We start from the raw sequence: 23650 nt of genomic DNA on the forward strand, positions 1-23650 counted from the left end.
CTACTTACTTGGTGGTTGCTTAGTCAACCACCGGTAAAAGAAAAACATTAGCCAATGGGCCAAACTTAAGCTGGCAAATGCTGCAAAAGCTAGCCATAGCGCAACAGAATAAACAGCCACTTCACCGCTGTAGCCCAAACAGCACACCAATAGCAGCAAACTGCCTAGGTTGGCTTGCCACATACACTGTTGGCAACGGCCTAGCTTTTCTAAAAACCATGCCTTTTGGCAAAACTGACAACTCACGGCTAAACCCTGTTAGAAACAATCTAAGCAAATTATCCACGTGTCATCAGTTTGATCAATAACTCACTGAATTTTGTATAAGGTGGACGCATCAGTTTTATTGCCGGAAAACGCCCTTGCTTAAACACGGGCAGCATTTTAGAAAACTGCACAAAACCGTCATAACCGTGATAGTGCCCCATTCCACTCGGTCCAACACCACCAAAAGGCAATTCATGTTGGGCTACGTGCAAAAGCACATCATTGATACATAGGCCACCAGCTTGAGTTTGCTGAATAACTTGTTGCTGGGTAGCGGCCTGATTAGAAAACACATATAAAGCGAGCGGATGAGCATGTTGCCGCACATAAGCAATGGCTTCGTCTAACTGCTGATATTCAACTACCGGCAATATTGGGCCAAAGATCTCTTGCTGCATAACATCGGCGTCTTCGGCCACATTTAACAATAAACTCGGCGCTAGCTTTTGCTTACTCTCCCCTGGAAGTAAAGTAATGCTCTCTGCACCCTGCTCTATTGCCTGCTGGCTTAGCTTATTTAGCCTATCAAAAAAGGTTTCAGAAATGATGCTGGAAAATGCCTGATCGCTCAGCGCTTGATAATGCTTCTTACAATAAGCCACACAAGCATCAACAAACGCTTGGCGCTGTGAGTGATGCAGTAAAACGTAGTCGGGTGCTACGCAGGTTTGCCCTGCATTAAACAGCTTACCCATCATGATGCGCTCAGCGGCCAGTTCAACTGGATAGTCTTTTGCAATAATGACCGGAGATTTACCGCCAAGCTCTAGGGTAACTGGAGTAAGGTTAGCGGCTGCAGCTTGCATCACTTTGCGGCCAGTATTGGTTGAGCCTGTAAACACCAGATGATCAAAGGCGAGGCTTGAGAATAGGGCGCCGCGACTGCCATCCTCATCGGCATATAGCCTTACCAAGTCCTCAGGAAGATACTGAGGCATTAGCTCGATAAGCAGTTGGGTTAATGCTGGGCTAAGTTCCGACATCTTAATCATCACTTTATTGCCAGCGGCTAGAGCATCAGTAAGCGGCCCTATGGCTAAATATAATGGGTAATTCCAGGGCACGATTACCCCTATCACTCCTAATGGTTTTGCAATCACTTGATTGCTCGCGCCCAAGTGCCAAATGCTAATACCTCGCCGCTGTGGCTTTAGCCATTTTTTAAGGTGCTTTAAGGCATAGCGTATTCCCTCAATAGAAGGAAATAACTCGATCAACTGGGTTTCATGTGAGCTACGGTGACCAAAATCTTGGCTAATCGCCTCAATAATGGCGCTTTGATTTTCCATCAACAACTTTAGCAACTGCTGTAGGTTGTATTTGCGTTGCTGCAAACTTGGGTAGCTTTGCTGAACAAAGGCTTGCTTTAGGCTGGTTAAGTCACTAGAAAATTGCTGTTGATTCACATCTGTCACCATAAACACTCTATAATCATAAATAGATTATGTTACCCACGGTAACTTGTAAAATATAAATGATGATACTTGAACAAAATTATGACAGGTAGCATAGTTTAGTCGCATCGAACAAAGGGAGAGCAATCATTAATCCAAACCAATTTACCGCTCCTTGGTGGGCCAGAAACAAGCATATTCAAACCTTATTACCTACTTTTTTACGGCGGAATAAGCGCTTAAAGCTAGCTTGGCAAAAACTGGATTTAGCTGATGGAGACTTTGTAGACCTGGCTTGGATAGAGAGTGTTGAAGCTCGTTCATCAAACCAGCCCATTGTGGTGGTGTTTCATGGCTTAGAAGGCAGTGTTGAATCACCTTACGCGAAAGGGATACTACAGGCTTGCCAGCAACAAGGTTGGCGCGCAGTAGTTATGCACTTTCGCGGCTGCAGCGGCAAACCGAATAATTTGTGGCGTGGTTACCACAGTGGCGAAATTAAAGATGCTACAAGCTGTATCAATTACTTACACCAGCAATACCCCGAGGCTCCATTACTGGCATTAGGTTATTCCTTAGGTGGAAATATGTTAGTCAACTATTTAGCCAAAACACCCAGCTCTCCAGTGGTTGCTGCCGCTGTGGTATCGCCTCCTTTAAACTTGGGAGCTTGTTCAGAGCGTTTGCAGCGTGGCTTCTCCAAAGTTTATCAACATCACCTGTTGTCACGAATGAAACGTAATCTATGTAAAAAAATTGAGCGCACCCAGCAGGCTCCTCTTAATACTAAGGAAGTCCAAACTTGGCGTAACTTCGTGCAGTTTGACGAACACTACACTGCAAAAGCACATGGTTTTAAGGGCGCCGCCGACTATTACCACCGTTGTAGCGGCTTGCCTTTATTAAAAGAAATTACGCAGCCAACCTTATTAATCCATGCGGCTGATGATCCTTTCATGGACCAACGGGTTATTCCCAAAGCAGATCAATTAAGCCAAGCTGTAGAATATCGCCTTAGCAATACCGGTGGACATGTAGGATTTGTTGGTGGTAGCCTGCTGCGCCCGCAATTTTGGCTTGAATCAACTATTCCAGCTTGGTTTAAACAACAACTTGAGCAAACATCAAAATGATCATTCCTTGGCAACAATTAGAACCCGCCACCTTAGATGCATTGCTAGAAAGCTATGTACTGCGCGAAGGCACCGACTATGGTGATCAAGAGTTGAGCCTTAGTGACAAACTAGAACAAATTAAACAACAAGTTATTAACGGCTCGGTTTTAATCGTATACTCTGAACTTCATGAAACAGTAAACTTAATTGCCAAAGAGCAATTTGATGCCTCTGCCATGGAAGGGCAGCAGGATGATGGGTAAACCCTGTTTATAATCATCACCAACAAATAAGGCCACTATGTCAGCTAAGCATCCCGTTATTGCGGTTACCGGTTCATCAGGCGCTGGAACATCAACCACCAGCGAAGTATTTGCTCACCTGTTTAGGCAGCACAAGCTAAACGCAGCCTTTATCGAAGGGGACAGCTTTCACCGTTACACTCGCCCAGAAATGGATGTGGCTATTCGTAAAGCTCGCGAACATGGTAAACACATTAGCTATTTTGGCCCTGAAGCTAATGACTTTAATTTGCTGTACGACTTCTTCAAACAATATGGCGAAACTGGCACTGGCCAATATCGTCGTTATCTGCATACCTTCGATGAAGCAGTACCTTACAACCAAATGCCGGGTACCTTTACGCCTTGGCAAGATTTACCCGAAGACACCGATGTATTGTTTTATGAAGGCTTACACGGCGGAGTGGCTTACGATGATAAAAACGTAGCCTCTAAAGTTGACTTGCTCATCGGTATGGTGCCGATTGTAAACTTAGAGTGGATTCAAAAGCTGGTGAGAGATACCACCGAGCGAGGCCATTCTCGCGAAGCAGTGCAAGAATCTATCGTACGTTCGATGGATGATTACATTAACTACATCACCCCTCAATTCTCTCGCACTCATATCAACTTTCAGCGAGTCCCCACGGTAGATACCTCTAACCCATTTAGCGCTAAAAGCATTCCAACCTTAGATGAAAGCATGTTGGTTATTCGTTTTCGCGGTTTAAAAAATGTCGATTTTCCATTTTTATTGCAAATGATCGATGGTGCTTATATGTCACGGCAAAACACCATTGTGGTACCTGGCGGGAAAATGGGTTTTGCCATGGAGTTAATCCTGTCGCCAATGATTCAACAACTATTAGAGACAGGAAAAATCCGCTAAGTTAAGCAGATTCAATACGATAGCTGTGGCTTACTTCACAGCTTTTACTCAACATTAGCGACACAGAACAGTACTTCTCCATGCTTAATTGCACTGCGCGTGCCACATGCTTTTCACTTAAATCAACCCCGGTAACCACAAATTCGAGGTGAATTTTGGTAAATACTCGCGGCGTGCCTTCTGCCCGCTCAGAATCGAGATTAACTGTACAATCAGTAACTTGCTGTCTAGCCTTACTCAAAATAGAAATAATATCTACCGAACTACAGCCACCAGCCGCCATTAAAACGTACTCCATAGGGCTTGCCGCAGCCTTTGCACCATCACCATCCATCTCAATTTGGTGACCTGAGCTACTTTTTCCAATAAATTGCAGTTCTTTAGACCACGAAACGGTCGCTTTCATGTTAGATTCTCCTAGGGAATATTTCGTCGACCAGCTTAATCTAGGTCAAGGTTCAAGGCCAGCGTTTGACTCATACTAAAGGCGTATAAATGCCTTGCAGCAAAGCCCGAAGCCTTTTATGCTAGAGGCGGAATGGACGACTATTAAAATAAATACAGTTTGCGTGTTATAAAGCTAGCAAACAATTATAAAGACAGAGGATTTCTTTAATATGGTAATTGGCAAACCTCAAGCTGATCCGGTGATGGAGTGGTTTCTTTCTCACTGTCACATTCATAAGTACCCATCAAAAAGTACTTTGATTCATGCTGGCGAAAAAGCTGAAACACTTTACTACATTGTAAAAGGTTCAGTGGCAGTATTGATTAAAGATGAAGAAGGCAAGGAAATGATCTTGTCTTACTTGAATCAAGGTGATTTCATGGGTGAATTGGGTCTTTTCGAAGACACTGAAAATCCAATTCGTACTGCTTGGATCCGCGCAAAAAGTCCTTGTGAGGTAGCGGAGATTTCTTACAAGAAATTCCGTCAGCTAATTCAAGTTAACCCTGAAATCTTAATGCGCCTTTCGGGCCAAATGGCTAACCGTTTGCAAATCACCAGCCAAAAAGTAGGTGACTTAGCATTCTTAGACGTTACTGGTCGAATCGCTCAAACGCTATTAAACCTAGCTAAGCAGCCAGATGCTATGACGCATCCAGATGGCATGCAGATTAAGATCACTCGCCAAGAGATCGGCCAAATTGTAGGTTGTTCTCGCGAAACGGTAGGTCGTATTCTTAAGATGCTAGAAGAGCAAGAGTTAATTACCGCACACGGTAAAACTATAGTGGTTTACGGCACACGCTAATAAAATCACCATTGCTCAAATAAAAAGCCGCTTAATGCGGCTTTTTTGTTTTTTAAGAACGGTTGTCGGTACTACTAAATATTTTATCTGCCGACGCTTCTACAAAGCCTGAGTACAACTCGCCATCAGCCTTTGCATAACGCAGCGCAAACTCATAAAAACAACTGGGTATGCTGTGTTTACTGTCACTAAACACCACCTCAGTTTGATCGGCCATTGTTGAAGATTGCTCAAGCAATACTTCTGGTGAACCTTTAATCTCGCCACCCACCGTATTTAAGTTGAAGCCAGCTTCCGACAATTTTTGATTAACCGCTTGTAGGCTTTGGTAGCCCGCCAGCTGGTTTACCGACACGGTAAAATGATTAGCGCGGTAGCCATAGGCTGCTAACCATGCAGCATATTCGCTTTCAGCGAGTAATGCTTGGTAATCGCTGTAGCTTAACTGCCAAGGTCGACCAGAAAAGAATACTTCTGGGCGTTGATATAACTCGTCATTCACTTGGCTGGCCAAACGCTGAACAATATCTTGCGCTTGAGGAGAAAGGCTTTCGACTTGTAGCTCACTAATAAACACCTTGGGTACGGTTGGGTCACTATGTTCAAAGTGAGCCGCATCAAGGTGCTTGTTAGCAAAGTGATAAGTACCACCTTGAACGTAGCCCATTGCTAGCAAGTGCTTGGCAAAAGCCTCTACACCGGTATTAGGCAGATTAAAAGTGCGCACCGCAATGTGATCATTAACGATTGGAGCGCCGCCACCCAGTAAGGCATGAATAGACTCTACGCTTGGTGTTACCGCCAAATACTGTTGCCATAAACGCTCAAAGAATAAATCGATAGTCATCGCTAACTCCTTAGAAGTGTAAGCCTGGACTTAAGGTAGCTGGCATTACACTGGCTTTACCTTCCATCGACGCCACTGGGTAAGCACAATAATCGGCAGCATACTTCGCACTAGCGCGATGGTTACCCGAAGCGCCAACTCCGCCAAAAGGCGCTGCGCTAGAAGCGCCAGTAATGGAGCGATTCCAATTAACAATGCCTGCTCGAATGCGGTGGCGGAAGTTCTCCCAAAGAGCTGCATCGTTACTTAACAAACCCGCAGATAAGCCGTATCGGGTGTTATTGGCTTGAGCAATTGCACTGTCCCAATCGTCATAACGAACAACCTGCAGCAAGGGGCCAAAGTATTCTTCGTCGGGTAAGTCGGCTATTTCACTCACCTCAATAATGCCCGGGCTAACAAAGCCCTTATCTGCATCTGCTTGCTCTAGCTCTACTAAAGACTCACCACCCAATGCTGTTAACTTTTCTTGAGCGCTAACCATTCCTGCAGCGGCTTTTGCACTGATCATGGCTCCAATGAATGGTTGTTGCTCGGCATCGTAGTTACCGACTTCAATCGCCTTAGTCACAGATACTAAACGCTCTAGGATTTGCTCGGCTTGCTCGGTTTTTGGCAAATACAAACGGCGTGCACAGGTGCAGCGCTGGCCTGCAGAGATAAAGGCTGATTGTACAATATCGTGAACCGCGGCATCTACATCATCAACCTCAGCCACAACCAAGGGATTATTTCCCCCCATCTCTAAGGCCAAAATTTTATCCGGCTGGCTAGCAAACTGCTGATGCAGAACGTGGCCAGTAGTAGAACTGCCCGTAAAGAACAAGCCATCAATGCCTGAATGCGACGCTAAAGCTTTACCTGTGAGCACTTCACCCTGCACCAAATTAATTACGCCATTGGGAACACCTGCTTGTTGCCACAACTTTACAACTTGCTCAGATGTCTTAGGTGTTAGCTCAGAAGGTTTAAGCACCACTGTATTGCCTGCGATCAACGCTGGGATGATATGGCCATTAGGTAAATGACCCGGGAAGTTGTATGGACCAAAAACCGCAACCACTCCATGGGGTTTATGACGCAATACTGCAGTTGCAATGGGCAGCTCAGAGCTTGACTCGCCAGTACGCTCAAAATAGGCTTTCTCTGAAATGCCTGCCTTGCCGATCATTGCTGCAATTTCAGTACGAGTTTCCCATAAAGGTTTCCCCGTTTCTTGAGCTATTACCAAGGCTAAGGCTTCTTTGTTTTCTTCAAGCAAGCCAGCAAATTTTTTGATGATTGCAAGGCGCGCCTCAACACCGCTCATGTACCAAGCAAATTGGCTGTCTCGCGCTGCTGTTACTGCGTTATCTACTTGGCTCGCAAGCGCTGACTTACCCTGCCACACCGACACATTTTTAGCCGGATCAATCGAGTTAAAAGCCTCGCCCTCACCAGCCAACCATTGACCATTAATAAACTGATTTAAATGTTCCATCTACAACCTCAAATCCTTTATTGCTGCCCGTGGGCAAAATTATTGTTCGAAACGCAGTGCGCCAATGCGAATTTGATCACCATCGGTCACTTCTAAGGCCTTGGCAGCTTCTTTAGAAATCACTGCGTGGCATTTTTTGCTATCTAACTCTATCTGAGAAACACATGCTCTAAACTCTTGTAAACGCGCATTGGTAAGCAGCATTTCTTCGGCTGCATTGCTAGGTTGCCCAACATGTACGATTACTTTGAAAGAATGCTTAACACTCTCAATCAGCTTGAGTGGACACTCAACGGTAGGGCCAGCATCAAAGATGTCTACATAACCGTGTTTGCAGAAACCCTCGGCCTCCAATAATCGCAGCGCCGGTCGAGTTTTTTCATGTACTTCACCAATTACGGCTTGCGCTTCTTTGCTAAGCAAATTGACGTAAATGGGATACTTGGGCATGAGTTCAGCAATAAACTCTTTCTTACCTACACCCGTTAGGTAATCGGCGGTAGGGAAATCAACACTAAAGAAGTTATCTTGCAGCCATTGCCAGAACGGTGAACGGCCTTGCTCGTCGGATACACCGCGCATTTCGGCAATAACCGAGTCGTTAAAGCGTTGCGGGTGCTCGGCCATCAACAAAAAGCGACACTTCGACAATAAACGACCATTTTGACCTTGTCGGTGAGACTCTTGCAAAAACAAGGTGCATAGCTCGGTCACGCCGGTGTAATCATTGGTTAAGGTGAGCGTTTCCACCACGTTGTATACATTTAGGCTACGTGAAGCATGTACAACTTTGCCGAGATGATAAGTATAAAATGGGCTGGCCATGCCTACTGCGGCATCTATGGCGCTGGTTCCCACTACTTCGCCAGTTTCGGTATCTTCGGCCACCATTAAATAATGCAGGTCGCCAGGGTGGTCGATATCACTGGCAAACGATCGAATAGAATGCGCGAGCTTTTCACGCAATAAAGGTTCGTCTACCGGTAAAGAAGTAAAGCCTATCCCCGAACCCACTGCCATTTGTAACAAGGCAGGGTAATCCGTTTCCTTAATAGGACGGATAACTAACATGGCTATTTCTCCCTTTATTAAATAGCATGAAGCCGTAGCTAAGTATTAGCCACTATTTGTGTTTATTAAAAGTATTGCTTGGGCTGAAACCTTTAACGGCCTCAGCCCAACTGATTTAGCCGTTTACCACGTTGGCAACAGCTTGCTCAAAACGCTGCATGCCTGATTCAACGTCTGCCTGAGGAACAATAAGAGAAGGAGTAAAACGCACAACATTAGCACCAGCAACCAGAACCATTAAGCCTTCTGCTGCTGCAGCTACTAAGAAGTCTCTAGCTCGGCCCTGGTATTGCTCATTTAATACCGCACCTAACAGCAAACCTTTACCACGTACTTCTGCAAATACCTGATACTTCTCGTTGATGCGATTAAGTGCTTCTCTAAACCATTGTTCACGTTGCTTAACGCCACTTAGTACTTCTTCAGAGTTAACAATATCAAAAGTCGTTTCAGCTACGGCACAAGCCAATGGGTTACCACCATAGGTGCTACCGTGGGTGCCGACTTTCATTGAAGCTGCAATAGCAGTAGTGGTTAACATCGCGCCAATTGGGAAACCGCCGCCTAAGGCTTTAGCCGAGGTTAAAATATCTGGCGTTACACCTAAGCCCATGTATGCGTATAGTTCGCCAGTACGGCCGACACCGGTTTGTACTTCATCAAAAATAAGCAAAGCTTGGTGTTTATCACATAGCTCACGAACTTTTTGGGCAAACTCTAAGTCAGGACTAATAATGCCGCCCTCACCTTGTAAGGGTTCCATCATCACCGCGCAGGTTTGGTCATCAATAATGGCTTCTAAAGCTGCAAGATCATTGTAAGGAATGTGTTCTACATCGCCGGGTTTTGGTCCAAAACCGTCTGAATAAGTTGCTTGACCACCCACGGTTACGGTAAAGAAAGTACGACCATGGAAGCCTTGTTCAAAAGCGATGATTTTGGTTTTATCGGCAGAGCCATGCTCAATAGCATAACGGCGCGCTAGTTTTAGTGCGGCTTCGTTGGCTTCTGCACCAGAATTACAAAAGAACACTTTCTCAGAAAAGGTACTGTCTACCAATTTTTTAGCTAAACGCAATGCTGGCTCATTAGTAAGTACATTACTTAAGTGCCACAGCGAGTTGCCTTGGTCGGTTAAGCTCTTCACCAACGCGGGATGACAATGGCCTAAGCAGTTAACAGCAATACCACCAGCAAAGTCGATATACTCACGACCGTCTTGATCCCATAAACGCGAACCTTCACCCTTCACCGGAATAATGGCCGCTGGTGCATAGTTTGGAACCATAACTTCATCGAATAGCGCGCGAGTAACAGCGTGTGACATGTAGTGTTCTCCTTTTAGCTTTCTGGCTATTCCGTTATACAGGGCCAGAAAGGTTAATAGTTTGTAAACAGTTTGGCGATTATGGCAAATCTCAAGAGCCTTGTCTGAGCATAGTGCCTTTGAGCCATACAAAATATGGCCATTTTTACGCATATTCAGTGCATAGTTCTAAATCAATTATTGCTAAGCTGACAGAAAACAGCCAAAGACTTAGCCACTACAGCATAAATATGCACAATCTATTCATTCTATATAATCACTAGATAAGCATCTATAGAATCTAAAACGTTCTACTTTGTAGAATCAACAAAGTTAGCTAATAACTGTAAACCTTGTTGTGTAAGTATACTTTCTGGATGAAACTGCACTGCATGGATCGGTAAATCCCGGTGTTTTAGCCCCATAATTTCATGCGCTTCGCCCTCACCATCTTGGCTCCATGCCGTTACTTCTAAGCACTCTGGCAAGCTGTCTTTCGCCACCACTAAAGAATGGTAACGCGTTACCATTTGTGGATTAGCCAAGCCCTTAAACACTGATTGCTGCTGATGATAAATGGGCCGCACTTTGCCGTGCATAGCTTCTGCTGCACGCACCACCTGAGCGCCAAAATGCTGCGCAATACATTGATGACCCAAACACACCCCCAAAATAGGCAAGCGCTGAGCAAACCTGGCAATCACATCTAGAGATATACCAGCCTCATTAGGCGAGCAGGGCCCTGGCGATATTACCAAATGGCTAGGGGCTAAGTGTTCAATTTGCTCTAGAGTAATTTGATCGTTACGACGCACTTCAACCTGAATACCTAACTGCGAAAAGTATTGATATAGGTTGTAGGTAAATGAGTCGTAATTGTCGATGATAAGTAACATGTAGCTTGAGCAAACCGTGTATAAGTCAAAACCAAGAAAGTCGCTATAGTAGCCGATTTTAAACGGCGACACAGCGACTATTCAGTGCAGTTTAGTTTAATTCAACTTGCAGCGTCTTCGCTCGAAGCTTTAGGCTCAACAAATACTATCTCGGTGTAGTTATTCTCATAAAACTGATTGGCTAATGCTCGCAGCTGTTTACGCTGCTGTACCAAATCGCTAAGGGCAAGTTGAGATTGTTGGCATTCTAACTCTAGAGTTACCCAAAATCTGCGACCGGTTTTCATTACCATGGCATCAGCAATACTAAAACCATCAACTAAAGGTTGCTCATTAAGTGCCGCTAAAAATGGCTTAGTGTGGGCATCATCAGGGGCACTAAGCAGTAACTCTTTAAAACCGTTTTTAACCAATAAATACGGATCTTTTAAAAACACCAAGGAGAACACAATTACCAATATTTGGTCTACGTAGCGGGCTATCCAGCCGATGCTGCTATCTTGGATCAACAACACAATGATAAGTGCGACGCCAATAGCACCAGAGATCACAGAGTTGATTAACCAACCCTGCTGCTCCGCTAGGAGTAAATTAGATGCTTGTTTTTGATTGCTACGCAAACATACATACCACGCAAGTAAACATCCCCCTACGGCTGGCACCACATACACTAACATCATGCCTATTTGTGGTTCTCGCCCACCAGCTAGCATGGTTTGCAAATTGGCTGATAAGGCAAATGCTACCAATACCAAAATCGAGATGCCTTTCACCATGACCATTAAGGGCTCGAAGGCAAAATAGCCCATGGGAAAACGTTCATTGTAGTTTTGGCTGGTTAAGTAGGCGATACGGATACCTATGAATGCCATAACTGAGGATAACAGATTGAATACGCCATCTAGCATAATAGCGCCAGATTCGGTGTAAACTCCCATGGCTATGCCCCACATAGCAAGCAGCAAAGCAATTATTGCTGACACAACTAAGGTTTTACGTTCAAGATCCATCTATTCCTCACAGAGCCAGTTATCAACACTTTGATATACAAATAGATACTAGCAAGCACTAAGCTATGCCACTAGTATTAACTAGACATAAAAAAGCCCAGCTATTGGCTGGGCTTGTCATTAATTAAGTCGCTGTTACTTCAAACTAATAAAACCTAGTACATCATAAACTGCACGTAGGGTTTTACTGGCTTGCTCACTGGCACGTTCTGCGCCTTTAGCCATAATAGCCTGCAGAGCGGCCTCATCTTCTCGTAGCGCTTGATAGCGCGCTTGAATAGGCTCCATCATTGCTACCACAGCGTCAGCGGTGTCTACTTTCAGGTGTCCGTACATTTTACCTTCATAGCTTGCTACTAAGTCATCAATTGACTTACCAGTTGCCACCGACTGCAAAGTTAGTAGGTTAGATACACCTGGCTTTTCATTACGATCAAAGTAGATACGCGCTTGCTCATCAGAATCAGTCACCGAAGCTTTAATCTTTTTGGCAATTTGCTTAGGCGTATCGTTTAGTAAAATGAAAGCCTTAGGGTTAGCATCTGACTTCGACATTTTTTTGGTTGGCTCTTGAAGAGACATTACCCGCGCGCCAAACTCAGGAATATACGGCTCAGGCACTTTGAATATGTCGCCATATAGCGCGTTAAATCGATTAGCCACATCTCGCGTTAATTCCAGATGCTGCTTTTGGTCATCGCCTACAGGAACAGCATTAGCCTGATACAACAATATATCTGCAGCCATTAAAGCTGGGTAAGTAAATAAGCCAGCATTGATGTTATTGGCATGCGAGGCTGATTTATCCTTAAACTGAGTCATACGGCTCAGCTCGCCCATTTGCGTGTAACAGTTTAATACCCAGGCTAGCTGAGCATGCTCTGGTACTTGCGACTGAACAAAAATAGTACTTTTATCTGGATCTAAGCCACACGCTAAGTAAGTGGCTAAACCGTCTAATACTCGCGCTTTAAGTTCTTCGGGCTTTTGACGTACTGTAATGGCGTGAAGATCAACCAACATAAAATAACAGTCATAGTCATTTTGCATGTCAATCCACTGATTTATCGCCCCAACATAGTTACCAATGGTTAATGAACCAGAAGGCTGAATGCCACTTAATACAATCGGTTTACTCATGTTCTTCCTATAAAAACTAATACTATGGGCTTAAGCCGTTACCGAGCCTTTGATTAACTCAATCAATGTTACTAGGCTGTCAGCCACAAAATCGGGGCCACTAAGTGCGATATCTTCACCGTAGTTATAACCATAGGTCAAGCCTAGCGAGCGACAACCCGCTGCTTTTGCAGCTTGAATATCATTTTTTGAATCACCCACCATCAATAAATCTGCCATCTCAACCTGGCAGCGTTCAACTAAGTGCTGCAGCGGCAGTGGATCGGGCTTTTTACGTGGCAGAGAATCACCCGATAATACTACGTCGAAGTATTGTGCCAAATTTAAAGCTTCTAATAATGGCTGAGTGAATACGCCAGGTTTATTAGTAACAATAGCCATTGGCACATTTAACTTAGAAAGCTGTTCTAAACTTTCTGCAACGCCTTCATAGAGCTTGCTGGCGACACACAATTTTTCTGAATAATGTTGAACGAACAAATCTTTCGCTTGTAGGTAGAGGCTCTCTTCAATATCGCTAGAAATAGCAGATGAACCAGACAAAGCGCGTTTTATTAACACTTCAGCACCATTGCCTACCCAGTGGCGAACGGTTTGTTCTGGAAATTGCTCGCGCCCCAAGTCCAGCAGCATCACATTAATAGCCAAAGCTAAATCAGGCGCGCTGTCTACTAGGGTACCGTCTAAATCAAAAGCAATTAACTTTACCGCTTGTAATTGGCTCATTTGTTTAACCTTAATTTGCAACTTTCGCCAGTTCGGCACGCATTTTATCGATTACCGCTTTGTAATCAGGTTGATTGAAGATGGCAGAACCCGCCACAAACATATCGGCACCCGCTTGTGCTACTTCAGCAATATTGTCTGGCGTTACACCGCCATCAATTTCTAAACGAATGTCGTAGCCGCTATCGTCAATCTTTTTACGTACAGCACGCAGTTTGTCTAGGGTATTTGGAATGAACTTTTGACCGCCAAAACCTGGGTTTACCGACATTAACAATATCATGTCTAGCTTATCCATTACGTAATCAAGACAGTGCAGAGGTGTAGCAGGGTTTAATACTAAACCTGCTTTACAGCCATGTTCTTTAATCAGCTGTAAACTGCGGTCGATGTGCTCTGAGGCTTCAGCATGGAAAGTAATCATGCTGGCCCCGGCTTTAGCAAACTCAGGAATGATGGCATCTACCGGCTTAACCATTAAATGCACATCAATTGGTGCAGTTATACCGTAGTCTCGCAGTGCCTTACACACCATTGGACCAACGGTTAGATTAGGTACGTAGTGATTGTCCATTACATCAAAGTGGACTACATCTGCACCAGCAGCTAGTACGTTATCCACTTCTTCACCCAAACGGGCAAAATCTGCGGCTAAAATTGAAGGGGCAATTAAAAAAGGTTTGCTCATTGGGTTAACCATTGGATTTGAAAGTGCGCAATTTTAGCGCAGCTTGTGCTGTGATCCAATCTCTGTACAAAGATTGTTTTTATGTCATGCTGAAGTTATTCAGCAAAAGGGGCAACAAATGGCAGAAATATCATGTCTGTGTTGAAAAGTGTTCTCGGTGCATTGTTTGGTGTTCAATCGGATAAACAACGCCAACATGACTTTAGCCAAGGCAAAGCGTGGAAATTCATCCTAGTTGGCATCATTATGGTTACGCTGTTTGTATTAGCGATAGCAGCGCTAGTGTCGGTAATTACCTAAGGGTAATTAATTGGCCTGATAATAAGCCAGTAGCTCAGCAACTTTCATTCGTTGCTGCCCTTTACGACTAATGGTTCGGCGAACACTTAGTTGGCTCAATTCACTATGCTGATAAATGCTGCGAGTGAGCGGTAAATCATGATTGCTAATCAATACAGAAGCGCCCCGCTGCTGGGCCTCTATGGCTAAATCGCCTAAACGTTCTTGGTCACTTCGATTAAAGCCTTTACTTGCGTAATTGGTAAAACTGGCTGTTGGGCTAAGCGGAGCATAAGGCGGATCGCAATAAACTATATCGCCAGCCTTTACCTCGGCAAAGGTTTCCACGTAAGAGCAGCAACGAAATTCGGCCTTTTGTGACTTCTCGGCAAAAAACTCCAGCTCTTGTTCAGGAAAGTAAGGGCGCTTATAAGAACCGAAGGGCACATTAAAGCCACCACCGCGGTTGTAGCGGCATAAGCCGTTATAACCGTGACGATTCATATACAAAAACATTAAAGAACGTTGGTAGCTGTCTTTGGTGGCATTAAAACGTTTGCGCACCTGATAGTAGTACTCGCTTTGATTACACTCTTGCGTGAAGTAGTGCTTGGCATCATCAATGAACTGCTGCGGGCGTTGCTGCAATATTTGATACATGTTGATCAAATCGGGATTGATGTCACTCAATAAGTAGCGCGGATAATCGGTGTTTAAAAACACCGAAGCGGCTCCCACAAAAGGTTCTACCAGCAAATCACCTTCGGGCAATTGTTGCTGGATGTCTTCAATTAAGCCGTATTTTCCGCCAGCCCATTTTAAAAAAGCACGTGTTTTCTTCATTACTATTGAGTCAATTCAAACTGAACCTGTTTAAATTGCTTAATCAAAGAATCAAGATTTTGCTGTTTTAAACTATTACGAGCGGCTTGGGCTTCTTCGCGTGTGGCAAAGTCACCATAAATAATTTTATAAGGAACATTTGGATTGGCGCTTGAACGGTATACCCACACCTCATGCGCCCACTGTCGAGCCGACACAAACTGCTGCGCTTTTTCGCGATTATTTAGCGCCATTAACTGCAGGGTATAACGCTTGCTTGGTTTAGCATCCAACAGCGCTTTTACGTTAGTAACCTTGATAGGTACTTCTTCTTGAGTCACTTCGCTAGGCTCTTGCTCAACAGCTACCTCCTCTGCAGACTCTGCCAACAGATTACCACTATCTTGAATTTGAGCGACTAACTCTGCGTCTTCATTAGGCTGGCTTTGTTCAGCCAGGAGCTTATTAACCACGTCATCTTCAACCACTACCCGCAACTCTGACTCTGAGCTTTGGCTGGTTAAATCTAACTCTTTAGGTAGATCTTGAGACGGCAGCTCTGCCGTGTCTGCTTCGCTATTTGAACCTGCGAACTCTGAACTATTTTGTTGTGATTCATTAGCAGCACTTTGGCTTGGAGAGCTACCATTGGCTAAAGTAGGTTCTTCCATTAAGGCTAAGGCAATACGACTGTCATCGCTTTGTTCATTACCGCCCCAGTCGTTGATAACTTGCACCAGTAAACCGGCTACCGCTGCACATAACACCACCGCAATAACGATATATAACTTACTTCTATTTGGGGCACTTGCTTCCGCCATGGGGATATCTCCGGTAACGATTTGATCGACAAACTGATGAATTAAACGAGGATTTCCTTTCGCCGAGGCGATATGTTGCTCAATTGCTTGTTGGTTCTCAAATTCCGCCACGTACTCAGCACGGTTAAATAGTAGTGAAGCCAATTCGAAAGATTCAGTATTATTTAAAGGCGGGACATCAAAATAGAGAACCTGGTTGCTTAGCGCATCCAGTTGCGCATTAAAACTACTGCTAGATTCGGCAAACAGTATTAATGATAAATCATGCTGATACAACTGATTGTAATGTTGGTAGAACTCCACCAACTCCTTTAGTAGCTCTACACTCACATTATGCGCTGCATCTATGATGATAATGAGCGGCGCTGAAGTTTCTTTTACATTGCGTTGAAAACTGTCGAATAATGGATCGTCTTGATTAAACAGCGGGTCTTTCAATAATTGTTGCAATAAATCTCGGCGTAAGCGACCGTCTTGCTCATTGGCAGCGCTTACCAAGGCATGATTAGCAAAAGCAGCGCTTTCAAGTACGGAGTTGGCCATTGAAGACTTGCCAGACCCCGCCTCTCCGTTAACGCAAATGAGCTTTGCGCTAAAGCGAATTTGAGTGATCAGCCTATCGCGTAAGCGCAATTGACTTTGCAATTGTGCAAACTCGGCATCACGCCGCACTCCCACCATTCAAATTTGCCTTATTGAAATCGATTGATAACTGTTTTTATATCACTTTCAGTAATTGTATCAACTACTTCTGCTGTACCAATAGAGCTAGGTAGAACTAAACGGAGTTTTCCATCCAATACTTTCTTATCACGCATCATATGCGGAATGAACTCAGCTAAGCCCATACCTTTTGGTGGAACAATGGGTAGCCCAGCACGTTCAATCAACGTCCGCATACGCGTTACTTCACTTTGACCAATCATACCCGCTAGCTCAGCTGTTTCGGCGGCCATAACCATACCCGCGCCAACGGCTTCACCATGTAACCAAACGCCATAACCTTGCTCAGCTTCAATAGCGTGGCCAAAAGTATGACCAAGGTTTAGTAAAGCACGAATACCTTGCTCGGTTTCGTCTTTCGCTACCACTTCAGCCTTAATTTCACAACAGCGCGCAATTGCGCGGGTCATTAACTCTGGGTCGAGCGCCATAAGTTGATCAAGATGAGTCTCTAACCATGCAAAAAAATCTGCATCGTAGATAATGCCATACTTGATCACTTCTGCCATGCCTGCAGCAAGTTCTCGCTTGTCCAATGTAGCTAAACAATTTATGTCTATCACCACTGCTTTAGGCTGATAGAACGCGCCTATCATGTTTTTACCTAAAGGATGATTAACTGCTGTTTTACCGCCCACGGATGAATCAACCTGCGATAACAAAGTAGTAGGCACTTGCACAAACGGCACTGCGCGTTGATAACAAGCAGCTGCAAAGCCAGCCATGTCACCAATAACGCCACCGCCCAACGCAACAATGGTGGTATCACGGCTATGTTGCTGGGCTAATAACTCAGAAAATATTTGGTTTAAGGTATCTAAGTTTTTGTATTGCTCACCATCAGGTAAGGTTACTACATCCACTTGATACTGACTTAAACATGCCAACAATTGCTCCAAATATAACGGCGCAACCTTAGTATTTGTAACCACCATTACCTTTTTACTGGTAATCGCAGAACTAAATAAGTCAACTTGGTTTAGTAACCCTTGGCCAATACTAATTGGGTAGCTGCGCTCGCCTAGAGCAACGGTCAAACATTCCATTGTTATTTTAGAATCCTAATAATTCGATGATTTGGTTTGCCACTGCTTTTGCGCTTTGGTCATCAGTTTTCACTGTGTAGTCAGCGACATCTGAGTACATTGGATTACGTTCTTCTGCCAAGTTCTCTAATACTTCGCGAGGCTCATCGGTTTGTAGCAGTGGGCGACGCTTATCACGTTGCGTGCGAGCAAACTGTTTGTCGATTGTGGTTTCAAGGTACACAACAATACCACGAGCAGAAAGATGATTGCGGTTCTCTTTACTAATTACAGAGCCACCACCTGTTGCTAATACAATGCCCTGAAGTTGTGAAAGGTCATCAATAACACCTTCTTCACGAACCCTAAATCCGGCTTCACCTTCTACGTCAAATACCCAAGCGATATCGGCACCAGTGCGGCGTTCAATCTCTTGATCGGTATCGTAAAATTGCAAATGTAATTGCTGTGCTAAATGACGACCAATTGTGCTTTTCCCAGCACCCATTGGTCCTACAAGGAAGATATTTCGTTTCTCAGCCATGCTTCTTCAAATTTGTCTTTGTCTATTTTCTCCCCGCAATGCGGGCACCTGATGTACCAACCTTAGTAAAAAGATCAGGGCGCGATTATCTCGTTTGAGCGGGAGTTTGGCAACAGCAAAATCACTCCTATACCGAATGACTCGGTATAGGAGTGATAAGAGGTGGGTGTTTATAGTGCGTCGAGTAAGATTCGAGGCGTTACAAAGATTAACAACTCGTTCTTTTTAACGCTTTCTGAGGTTGTTCTAAAGAAGTAACCCAAGCCAGGTACGTCACCTAAAATTGGCACTTTCTTCACACGGTCAACATTTTGCTGTTGGTAAATACCACCAAGCACAATGGTTTCACCGTTCTTAACTAATACCTGAGTACCAATTTCTTGCTTGTTAATCGCAACCGCAGGGCCTGTTGGTGTAAGTACCGCTTCACCTTCAGAATCTTGGGTAATAACTAAATCAAGAATCACATTCCCGTCGGGGGTAATTTGCGGTGTCACCCTTAAACTTAGCACCGCTTTCTTAAAGGTAACCGACGTAGCACCACTTGAAGCGTTTTCTACATAAGGGATCTCACGACCTTGCTCAATGTATGCTGCTTTTTGGTTGGCCGTTGTGATACGCGGACTGGCGATCACTTCACCTTTGTTCTCTTGCTCTAGTGCTGAAAGCTCTAAGTCCAGAATCTGACCATTGGCTAGTTTAGCAACTTGGAACGCGATCGAACCGGCTGGGTCAGCCACTGGTAAGTTAACGTTTAAGCGGTCATCTAAATCTGGGATATTGCCTGCTAGCACATCATCAGCGCCCTCAAGTGTACCCGAAGTAATACCAGTGCTACTGCCCACTGAACCTGAGTTGGTTACACCCCAACGAATACCTAGTTCTTCACTTACATCATCGGTTACGGTAACCATACGCGCTTCGATAACAACTTGCTTAACCGCAATATCGAGTTTCTTAACCATGGTTTTAATGTTGGCCAGTGACTCTTCAGTGTCTTTAATAAGCAAGGTATTGGTACGCTCATCAACCGCTACAGAGCCTCTCTCAGACAACATAGAGGTTTGCTCACTCTTAAGCAGTGCAGACAAGTCTGATGCTTTAGCATAATTTACCTCAATGTATTCAGAGTAGAGTGGCGCTAAGTCAGCCACTTGCTGGGCACTTTCTAGTTGCTGTCGCTCTTGCTCTGCTAGCTCCGCAGCAGGGGCAATTAGCAATACGTTGTTATCTAAGCGTTTATCTAGGCCTTTGACTTTAAGGATAATATCAAGCGCTTGCTCCCAAGGCACATCATCCATACGTAGGGTAATGTTGCCGCGCACAGAATCGGTAGTAACCAAGTTCAGTTGGTTAAAGTCGGCGATTAACTGCAATACCGTACGCACTGGAATATCTTGGAAGTTCAGGGAAATAGGTTTTCCTTGATACTCAACTATGCTGCCTTCTTCTGCTTCAAGCTTTTTAACTTCAACTAGGAACAATTCGCCCGATTGGTCATAGCGATAATCAAATTCGCCGTCGATAGCAATTTTAAGCTGAACCTTCGCATCATGCTTAAATACTTCAACACTCTCTACTGGAGTAGCAAAGTCATTTACGTCCATGACATAAACGTTTTCTTCTGCGATATCAGTATTATAAAAATCAACAATTAAGCTATTATCCCGGCGTTTAATATCAGCCGCTATAGAGCTGTTGTTGAGATCCACCATAATCTGACCAGAGCCGCCTTTACCGCGTCTAAAGTCTATGCCTTGCACGGTATTGATAGTCGCATGCTCTACACGACTAGCATTTTCGAAAGCATCATCAACTGTGCTTTGTGCTGCAGCCGCGGCCACAGGCAAAGCACCAAGCTTAACTAAAATGCGCTGTGACTCTTTGCTTACTTGGTACGGAACCAAGCGCTCTAGTGCCAATACCAATTGTAAGCCAGATTCAGTTTGTAAACTCTGAACTTGCTTAACGCCGCCGCCATCAATTGGTAACGGGTTAATTTTTAGTGCCGAGCTTGCGTTGGCGACATCTATCACAAGTTGATTTGGAGAGTACTCGAGATGGTCACTGACATTTTCCACGGGTCCATCAAACAACAGTTCGATTTCCACCGCCCCCTTAACCATCGGGTTGGTATTTAATTGAATAAGTTGAGCATTTGCCCAAGCCTGCGTTATGCAACAAAACACACCAGCCAACACCAAGCCGCTTTTGTATACTCCTTGCAGCATCTTTCCCTTCATGCCTATTTCCCTATTGATCAGCTTTCGAGAGCGAAAGCTGAGTAGTTCTTTCGTTCCAGCAGCCTTCGCCATCTGAAACAACTTCTTGAATATCTAAACCTAAGTCACTTACTTTAGTGATTACGCCATGATGTAACCCTAAGTAGTAGCCTTCCTTCACGCGATACAGCTCGCCACCTGGCGCTTCAACAAGCGCCCAAAGACTGGGCCCATCACCTAATATGCCTCGCATGGTCAAACTAGACAGCGAAAACTGTTCTAAAGCTTGCTTAGTGCGCTCGGCGTTTGGCGCTAAGGAACATTCTTTCTCAGTGCTTAAAGCGGTATTAGCCGCTTCAGGAGCAGGGCTAGTAAATGGATTTCTCCGTTCACTCGCCTGATAAGCAAGATGCTCAAAAGGTTTAATTTCAGGTACATCTTCTTTGACCGGAACTTTACGCGCCTTCACTTCCATTACGTATTGCTGTAGATCGTCTTTCGAACCTTCACAGCCAAACAATGCAAGCATGGTTAATCCAATTGCTAGTGCTCTCATCATTTCCCCTTCGCCGCCGGTTTTTCTTTATAGCGGTAGGTTTTGGCTAACATGGCCATACTTAATGTCCCGCCATCACCTTGTTTTTTCATGGTGATGTTATCCAAAATCACGATCCGTGGTAATGCTGCAACTGCGCTAACAAAGGCGCCAAGCTGGTGATAGCTACCACTCACTTCCAATTTGATTGGTAGTTCTGTGGAAAACTCATGCTCAACTTCTGGCTCCCAGTTAATCCGGCGGAACTCTAGACCATTATCGATGCCAATAAAGCTAAGCTCGTCTAACAAACCTGGGATTTCGTGCTTTTCTGGAAGCTGTTTAAGCAAAGAAGCAAAAGCCTTTTTCATTTCCTCTACTTGCTTCTGGTACTCAGGTAGGTTACCCGCTAAAGCTGCTTTAACTTCAAATTTTTGTCGCAACTCTTGCTCTTTCGCCTCAAGCTGAACCAGTTTGGTTTTTTCATCGGCGATTTGATAGTAATAGTACCCAGCGGTGATTAAACCACAGACTACGACAACAAAAACGATTTTAGCGAGCTTAGGCCAAGTGCCAATGCTTTCTAAGTCGAGTTCGTTAAGCTCTTGTAAATCCATTACTTAGCCTCCTTTTTATCATTAGGAAGGCCGAGATTAACCGCAAAGTTTAGTTGGAACTTACTGAGTTCCATATCCGCTTGTTTACCCGGTAAAGCAACAATAGAACGAATACTTGGCGTTCCTAACCACACACGCTGTTCAATATTACGCATTAGGCTTGCTACGCGGTAATTCGCTTCACTTTTACCATCTAAATTAATTGCAGAGTCCTTAAAGGCTAAACTATCTAGATATACGCCAGTGGGTGCAATCAAGGGCAGGTTATTGAAAATCTTAGTTGGAATATTTCGACTTTCTTGAAGCGTTTGAATAAGAGCGATACGTTCTTTAAGGCTCTTTTTCTGTTCTTTAATTTTACGAATTTCGCCAATCTGATGATCCAGAATGGCGATTTCTTTTTCTAAGAACTGATTTCGAGCACTTTGTTTATCTTGTAAGCCTGTGTAATAGTTTTGCACCAACAACAGTGCTAACACAGTGATACCAGCAGATGAAGCTAGAGCTACCCAAAAATCGCGTTTTTGTTTGCTTTTAACCTCTTCACGCCAAGGCAGTAAGTTAATGTTAGACATTATCAAAACTCCTTAACGCTAAGCCTAGAGCGACCATATACTTTCCGCCTTCCTGGCGAAGCCGTTCTCGATCAACAGAACGATCAAATAAGCAATCGTTAAATGGCTGCGCCTTTATGACCGGCATTTCTAAGTCAGTCTGCATTTGAAACACTAGCTCATCCGATAAGGCACTACCGCCACTAACCGCAATCGCATCCAGCGACTTATAACCACTTGAACTTAAAAACAATGACACCTGACGGCGTACATTCTGAATGACACCGCTAACAAACTGAGCGAAAACATCTATCTCATAGTTTTCAGGTAAACGGCCACTCACCTTCATTTCTTTGGCTTCTTCTATACTCAAACTATAGAAGCTAGCAATTTGTTGGGTATATTGCGCCCCACCAAAGTTTTGCGCTCGGTTATATACCACCTCACCCTTATCTAAAATAGCGAAGTTTAGTGTGGTTTCACCAATGTCAACCAGACCAATGATTTTGTTTTCTTCGAGTTCTTCGTCTTGTTGGTTTAATACAAAATTCCAAGCTCGCCCTAGAGCATGCGACTCTACGTCGACAATTTTTGCGTCAAAATCTGCATTTGCCAATACTTCGGCACGAATGCTTACCGCCTCAGTGCGCGCAGCACTAAGCAATACATTATTACGGTTAGGCTCACTTTCGTTAATACCTAACACTTCAAAATCAAGACTAATTTCATCAATAGGAAATGGAATTGAGTTTTCAGCTTCAAGTTCAACTTGAGTCTCTAACTCTAATTCAGACAAACTACTGTCCATGTAAATTACTTTAGTAATTACATGACTACCTGCGACTGCGGTCGCAACCTGACGGTTGCGTGAAGGGAGCTTTCGCCTTAATTCACGCAAAGATTCAGTAATCTCTTCCGGAGAAACAACTTGGTTATCAACTAATGCGCCTACCGGTGTTTCGACTTCGGCCACAGACTCAACTTTTAAACCTTTTGAGGATTTAGAAAGTAAAAGTCCTTTAATGGTGGAAGAACCAAAGTCGATCCCTAGTAGAGCAGTCGATGTTTTTTTACCTATCCCTAGTACCATGACTCGCCAACTATCTTTTTAAATTTAAACAGTTACCTGTTGTTGCAGAATA

Annotated in this window: 26 protein-coding genes; 5 read left to right on the top strand and 21 right to left on the bottom strand. The window is 44.2% G+C overall.

The features are described 5' to 3' along the window. On the bottom strand, positions 1-246 hold the full coding sequence (locus OV592_RS18615; RefSeq protein WP_406609627.1) for a DUF3624 family protein: 246 nt from the start codon (positions 244-246) through the stop codon (positions 1-3). A 32-nt stretch (positions 247-278) separates the two neighbouring features. Beyond that, positions 279-1673, bottom strand: a complete 1395-nt coding sequence (locus OV592_RS18620; protein WP_406609628.1) for a coniferyl aldehyde dehydrogenase — start codon at positions 1671-1673, stop codon at positions 279-281. Between the two features lie 137 nt (positions 1674-1810). Between OV592_RS18620 and OV592_RS18625 the strand changes: the two genes are divergently transcribed. Genes OV592_RS18625 through OV592_RS18635 form a run of 3 tightly spaced genes read left to right on the top strand, consistent with a single transcriptional unit; the run spans position 1811 to position 3946 of the window. Continuing rightward, complete coding sequence (locus OV592_RS18625) at positions 1811-2794, top strand: hydrolase (protein WP_406611444.1); 984 nt, start codon at positions 1811-1813, stop codon at positions 2792-2794. Further along, positions 2791-3039 (top strand): YheU family protein, encoded by a 249-nt coding sequence (locus OV592_RS18630; RefSeq protein WP_016403767.1) that lies wholly within the window; start codon positions 2791-2793, stop codon positions 3037-3039. The genes OV592_RS18625 and OV592_RS18630 overlap by 4 nt, the downstream gene beginning before the upstream one ends. 37 nt (positions 3040-3076) lie before the next feature. Next, complete coding sequence (locus tag OV592_RS18635) at positions 3077-3946, top strand: phosphoribulokinase (RefSeq protein ID WP_016403768.1); 870 nt, start codon at positions 3077-3079, stop codon at positions 3944-3946. 1 nt (position 3947) lies between these two features. On the opposite strand, the gene OV592_RS18640 is transcribed toward OV592_RS18635, so the two are convergent. Then, the gene (locus OV592_RS18640; protein ID WP_016403769.1) at positions 3948-4352 is read right to left on the bottom strand and encodes an OsmC family protein; all 405 of its coding nucleotides are present in this window, start codon (positions 4350-4352) and stop codon (positions 3948-3950) included. Positions 4353-4563: 211 nt separating this feature from the next. On the opposite strand from OV592_RS18640, the gene crp reads away from it, so the two are divergent. Continuing rightward, positions 4564-5202 (top strand): cAMP-activated global transcriptional regulator CRP, encoded by a 639-nt coding sequence (gene crp / locus OV592_RS18645; protein WP_016403770.1) that lies wholly within the window; start codon positions 4564-4566, stop codon positions 5200-5202. Positions 5203-5254: 52 nt separating this feature from the next. On the opposite strand, the gene OV592_RS18650 is transcribed toward crp, so the two are convergent. The 9 genes from OV592_RS18650 to rpe form a co-directional block, all read right to left on the bottom strand. Further along, on the bottom strand, positions 5255-6049 hold the full coding sequence (locus OV592_RS18650) for a DUF1338 domain-containing protein (RefSeq protein ID WP_406609629.1): 795 nt from the start codon (positions 6047-6049) through the stop codon (positions 5255-5257). A gap of 10 nt (positions 6050-6059) precedes the next feature. Then, positions 6060-7529 carry a succinylglutamate-semialdehyde dehydrogenase gene (astD, locus tag OV592_RS18655; RefSeq protein WP_406609630.1) on the bottom strand — a complete coding sequence of 490 codons (1470 nt, stop codon included), beginning with the start codon at positions 7527-7529 and terminating at the stop codon, positions 6060-6062. 39 nt (positions 7530-7568) lie between these two features. Continuing rightward, positions 7569-8600: an arginine N-succinyltransferase gene (gene astA / locus OV592_RS18660; RefSeq protein ID WP_406609631.1), complete on the bottom strand. Its 1032-nt coding sequence runs from the start codon at positions 8598-8600 to the stop codon at positions 7569-7571. A gap of 115 nt (positions 8601-8715) precedes the next feature. Then, on the bottom strand, positions 8716-9927 hold the full coding sequence (locus OV592_RS18665) for an aspartate aminotransferase family protein (RefSeq protein WP_040307652.1): 1212 nt from the start codon (positions 9925-9927) through the stop codon (positions 8716-8718). 290 nt (positions 9928-10217) lie between these two features. Continuing rightward, positions 10218-10802 carry an anthranilate synthase component II gene (locus OV592_RS18670; protein ID WP_406611445.1) on the bottom strand — a complete coding sequence of 195 codons (585 nt, stop codon included), beginning with the start codon at positions 10800-10802 and terminating at the stop codon, positions 10218-10220. A 101-nt stretch (positions 10803-10903) separates the two neighbouring features. Next, the gene (locus OV592_RS18675) at positions 10904-11812 is read right to left on the bottom strand and encodes a cation transporter (RefSeq protein ID WP_406609632.1); all 909 of its coding nucleotides are present in this window, start codon (positions 11810-11812) and stop codon (positions 10904-10906) included. Positions 11813-11947: 135 nt separating this feature from the next. Next, a complete protein-coding gene (gene trpS, locus OV592_RS18680; protein WP_152783472.1) occupies positions 11948-12952 on the bottom strand; it encodes a tryptophan--tRNA ligase in 1005 nt (334 codons plus the stop codon). Positions 12953-12982: 30 nt separating this feature from the next. Next, positions 12983-13678 (bottom strand): phosphoglycolate phosphatase, encoded by a 696-nt coding sequence (locus OV592_RS18685; protein WP_406609633.1) that lies wholly within the window; start codon positions 13676-13678, stop codon positions 12983-12985. 10 nt (positions 13679-13688) lie between these two features. Further along, positions 13689-14366: a ribulose-phosphate 3-epimerase gene (rpe, locus tag OV592_RS18690; RefSeq protein WP_406609634.1), complete on the bottom strand. Its 678-nt coding sequence runs from the start codon at positions 14364-14366 to the stop codon at positions 13689-13691. A gap of 132 nt (positions 14367-14498) precedes the next feature. Between rpe and OV592_RS18695 the strand changes: the two genes are divergently transcribed. Next, complete coding sequence (locus tag OV592_RS18695) at positions 14499-14666, top strand: DUF2970 domain-containing protein (protein WP_221074942.1); 168 nt, start codon at positions 14499-14501, stop codon at positions 14664-14666. 6 nt (positions 14667-14672) lie between these two features. On the opposite strand, the gene OV592_RS18700 is transcribed toward OV592_RS18695, so the two are convergent. The 9 genes from OV592_RS18700 to pilM all read right to left on the bottom strand — a co-directional run bounded on the left by OV592_RS18700 (position 14673) and on the right by pilM (position 23598). After that, positions 14673-15488 carry a Dam family site-specific DNA-(adenine-N6)-methyltransferase gene (locus OV592_RS18700; protein WP_016403781.1) on the bottom strand — a complete coding sequence of 272 codons (816 nt, stop codon included), beginning with the start codon at positions 15486-15488 and terminating at the stop codon, positions 14673-14675. A 2-nt stretch (positions 15489-15490) separates the two neighbouring features. Then, positions 15491-16969 carry an AAA family ATPase gene (locus OV592_RS18705; RefSeq protein ID WP_406609635.1) on the bottom strand — a complete coding sequence of 493 codons (1479 nt, stop codon included), beginning with the start codon at positions 16967-16969 and terminating at the stop codon, positions 15491-15493. Between the two features lie 11 nt (positions 16970-16980). Then, complete coding sequence (gene aroB, locus OV592_RS18710; RefSeq protein WP_406609636.1) at positions 16981-18057, bottom strand: 3-dehydroquinate synthase; 1077 nt, start codon at positions 18055-18057, stop codon at positions 16981-16983. A 7-nt stretch (positions 18058-18064) separates the two neighbouring features. Continuing rightward, positions 18065-18580 carry a shikimate kinase AroK gene (aroK, locus tag OV592_RS18715; RefSeq protein WP_040307650.1) on the bottom strand — a complete coding sequence of 172 codons (516 nt, stop codon included), beginning with the start codon at positions 18578-18580 and terminating at the stop codon, positions 18065-18067. 170 nt (positions 18581-18750) lie between these two features. After that, positions 18751-20823, bottom strand: coding sequence for a type IV pilus secretin PilQ (gene pilQ / locus OV592_RS18720; protein ID WP_406609637.1), 2073 nt, complete (start codon positions 20821-20823; stop codon positions 18751-18753). Positions 20824-20833: 10 nt separating this feature from the next. Then, positions 20834-21361, bottom strand: coding sequence for a pilus assembly protein PilP (locus tag OV592_RS18725; RefSeq protein WP_406609638.1), 528 nt, complete (start codon positions 21359-21361; stop codon positions 20834-20836). Then, entirely contained in the window at positions 21358-21954 is a 597-nt protein-coding gene (locus tag OV592_RS18730) for a type 4a pilus biogenesis protein PilO (RefSeq protein ID WP_016403787.1), read from the bottom strand. Before OV592_RS18730 ends, OV592_RS18725 begins: the two co-directional genes overlap by 4 nt. Further along, positions 21954-22529: a PilN domain-containing protein gene (locus tag OV592_RS18735; RefSeq protein WP_338622328.1), complete on the bottom strand. Its 576-nt coding sequence runs from the start codon at positions 22527-22529 to the stop codon at positions 21954-21956. The genes OV592_RS18730 and OV592_RS18735 overlap by 1 nt, the downstream gene beginning before the upstream one ends. Then, the gene (gene pilM / locus OV592_RS18740) at positions 22522-23598 is read right to left on the bottom strand and encodes a type IV pilus assembly protein PilM (protein WP_406609639.1); all 1077 of its coding nucleotides are present in this window, start codon (positions 23596-23598) and stop codon (positions 22522-22524) included. The genes OV592_RS18735 and pilM overlap by 8 nt, the downstream gene beginning before the upstream one ends. Positions 23599-23650 lie beyond the last annotated feature (52 nt).

This window comes from Agarivorans sp. JK6 (genome assembly GCF_045277145.1).
In the GTDB taxonomy this organism is placed as follows: Bacteria; Pseudomonadota; Gammaproteobacteria; order Enterobacterales; family Celerinatantimonadaceae; genus Agarivorans; species Agarivorans albus.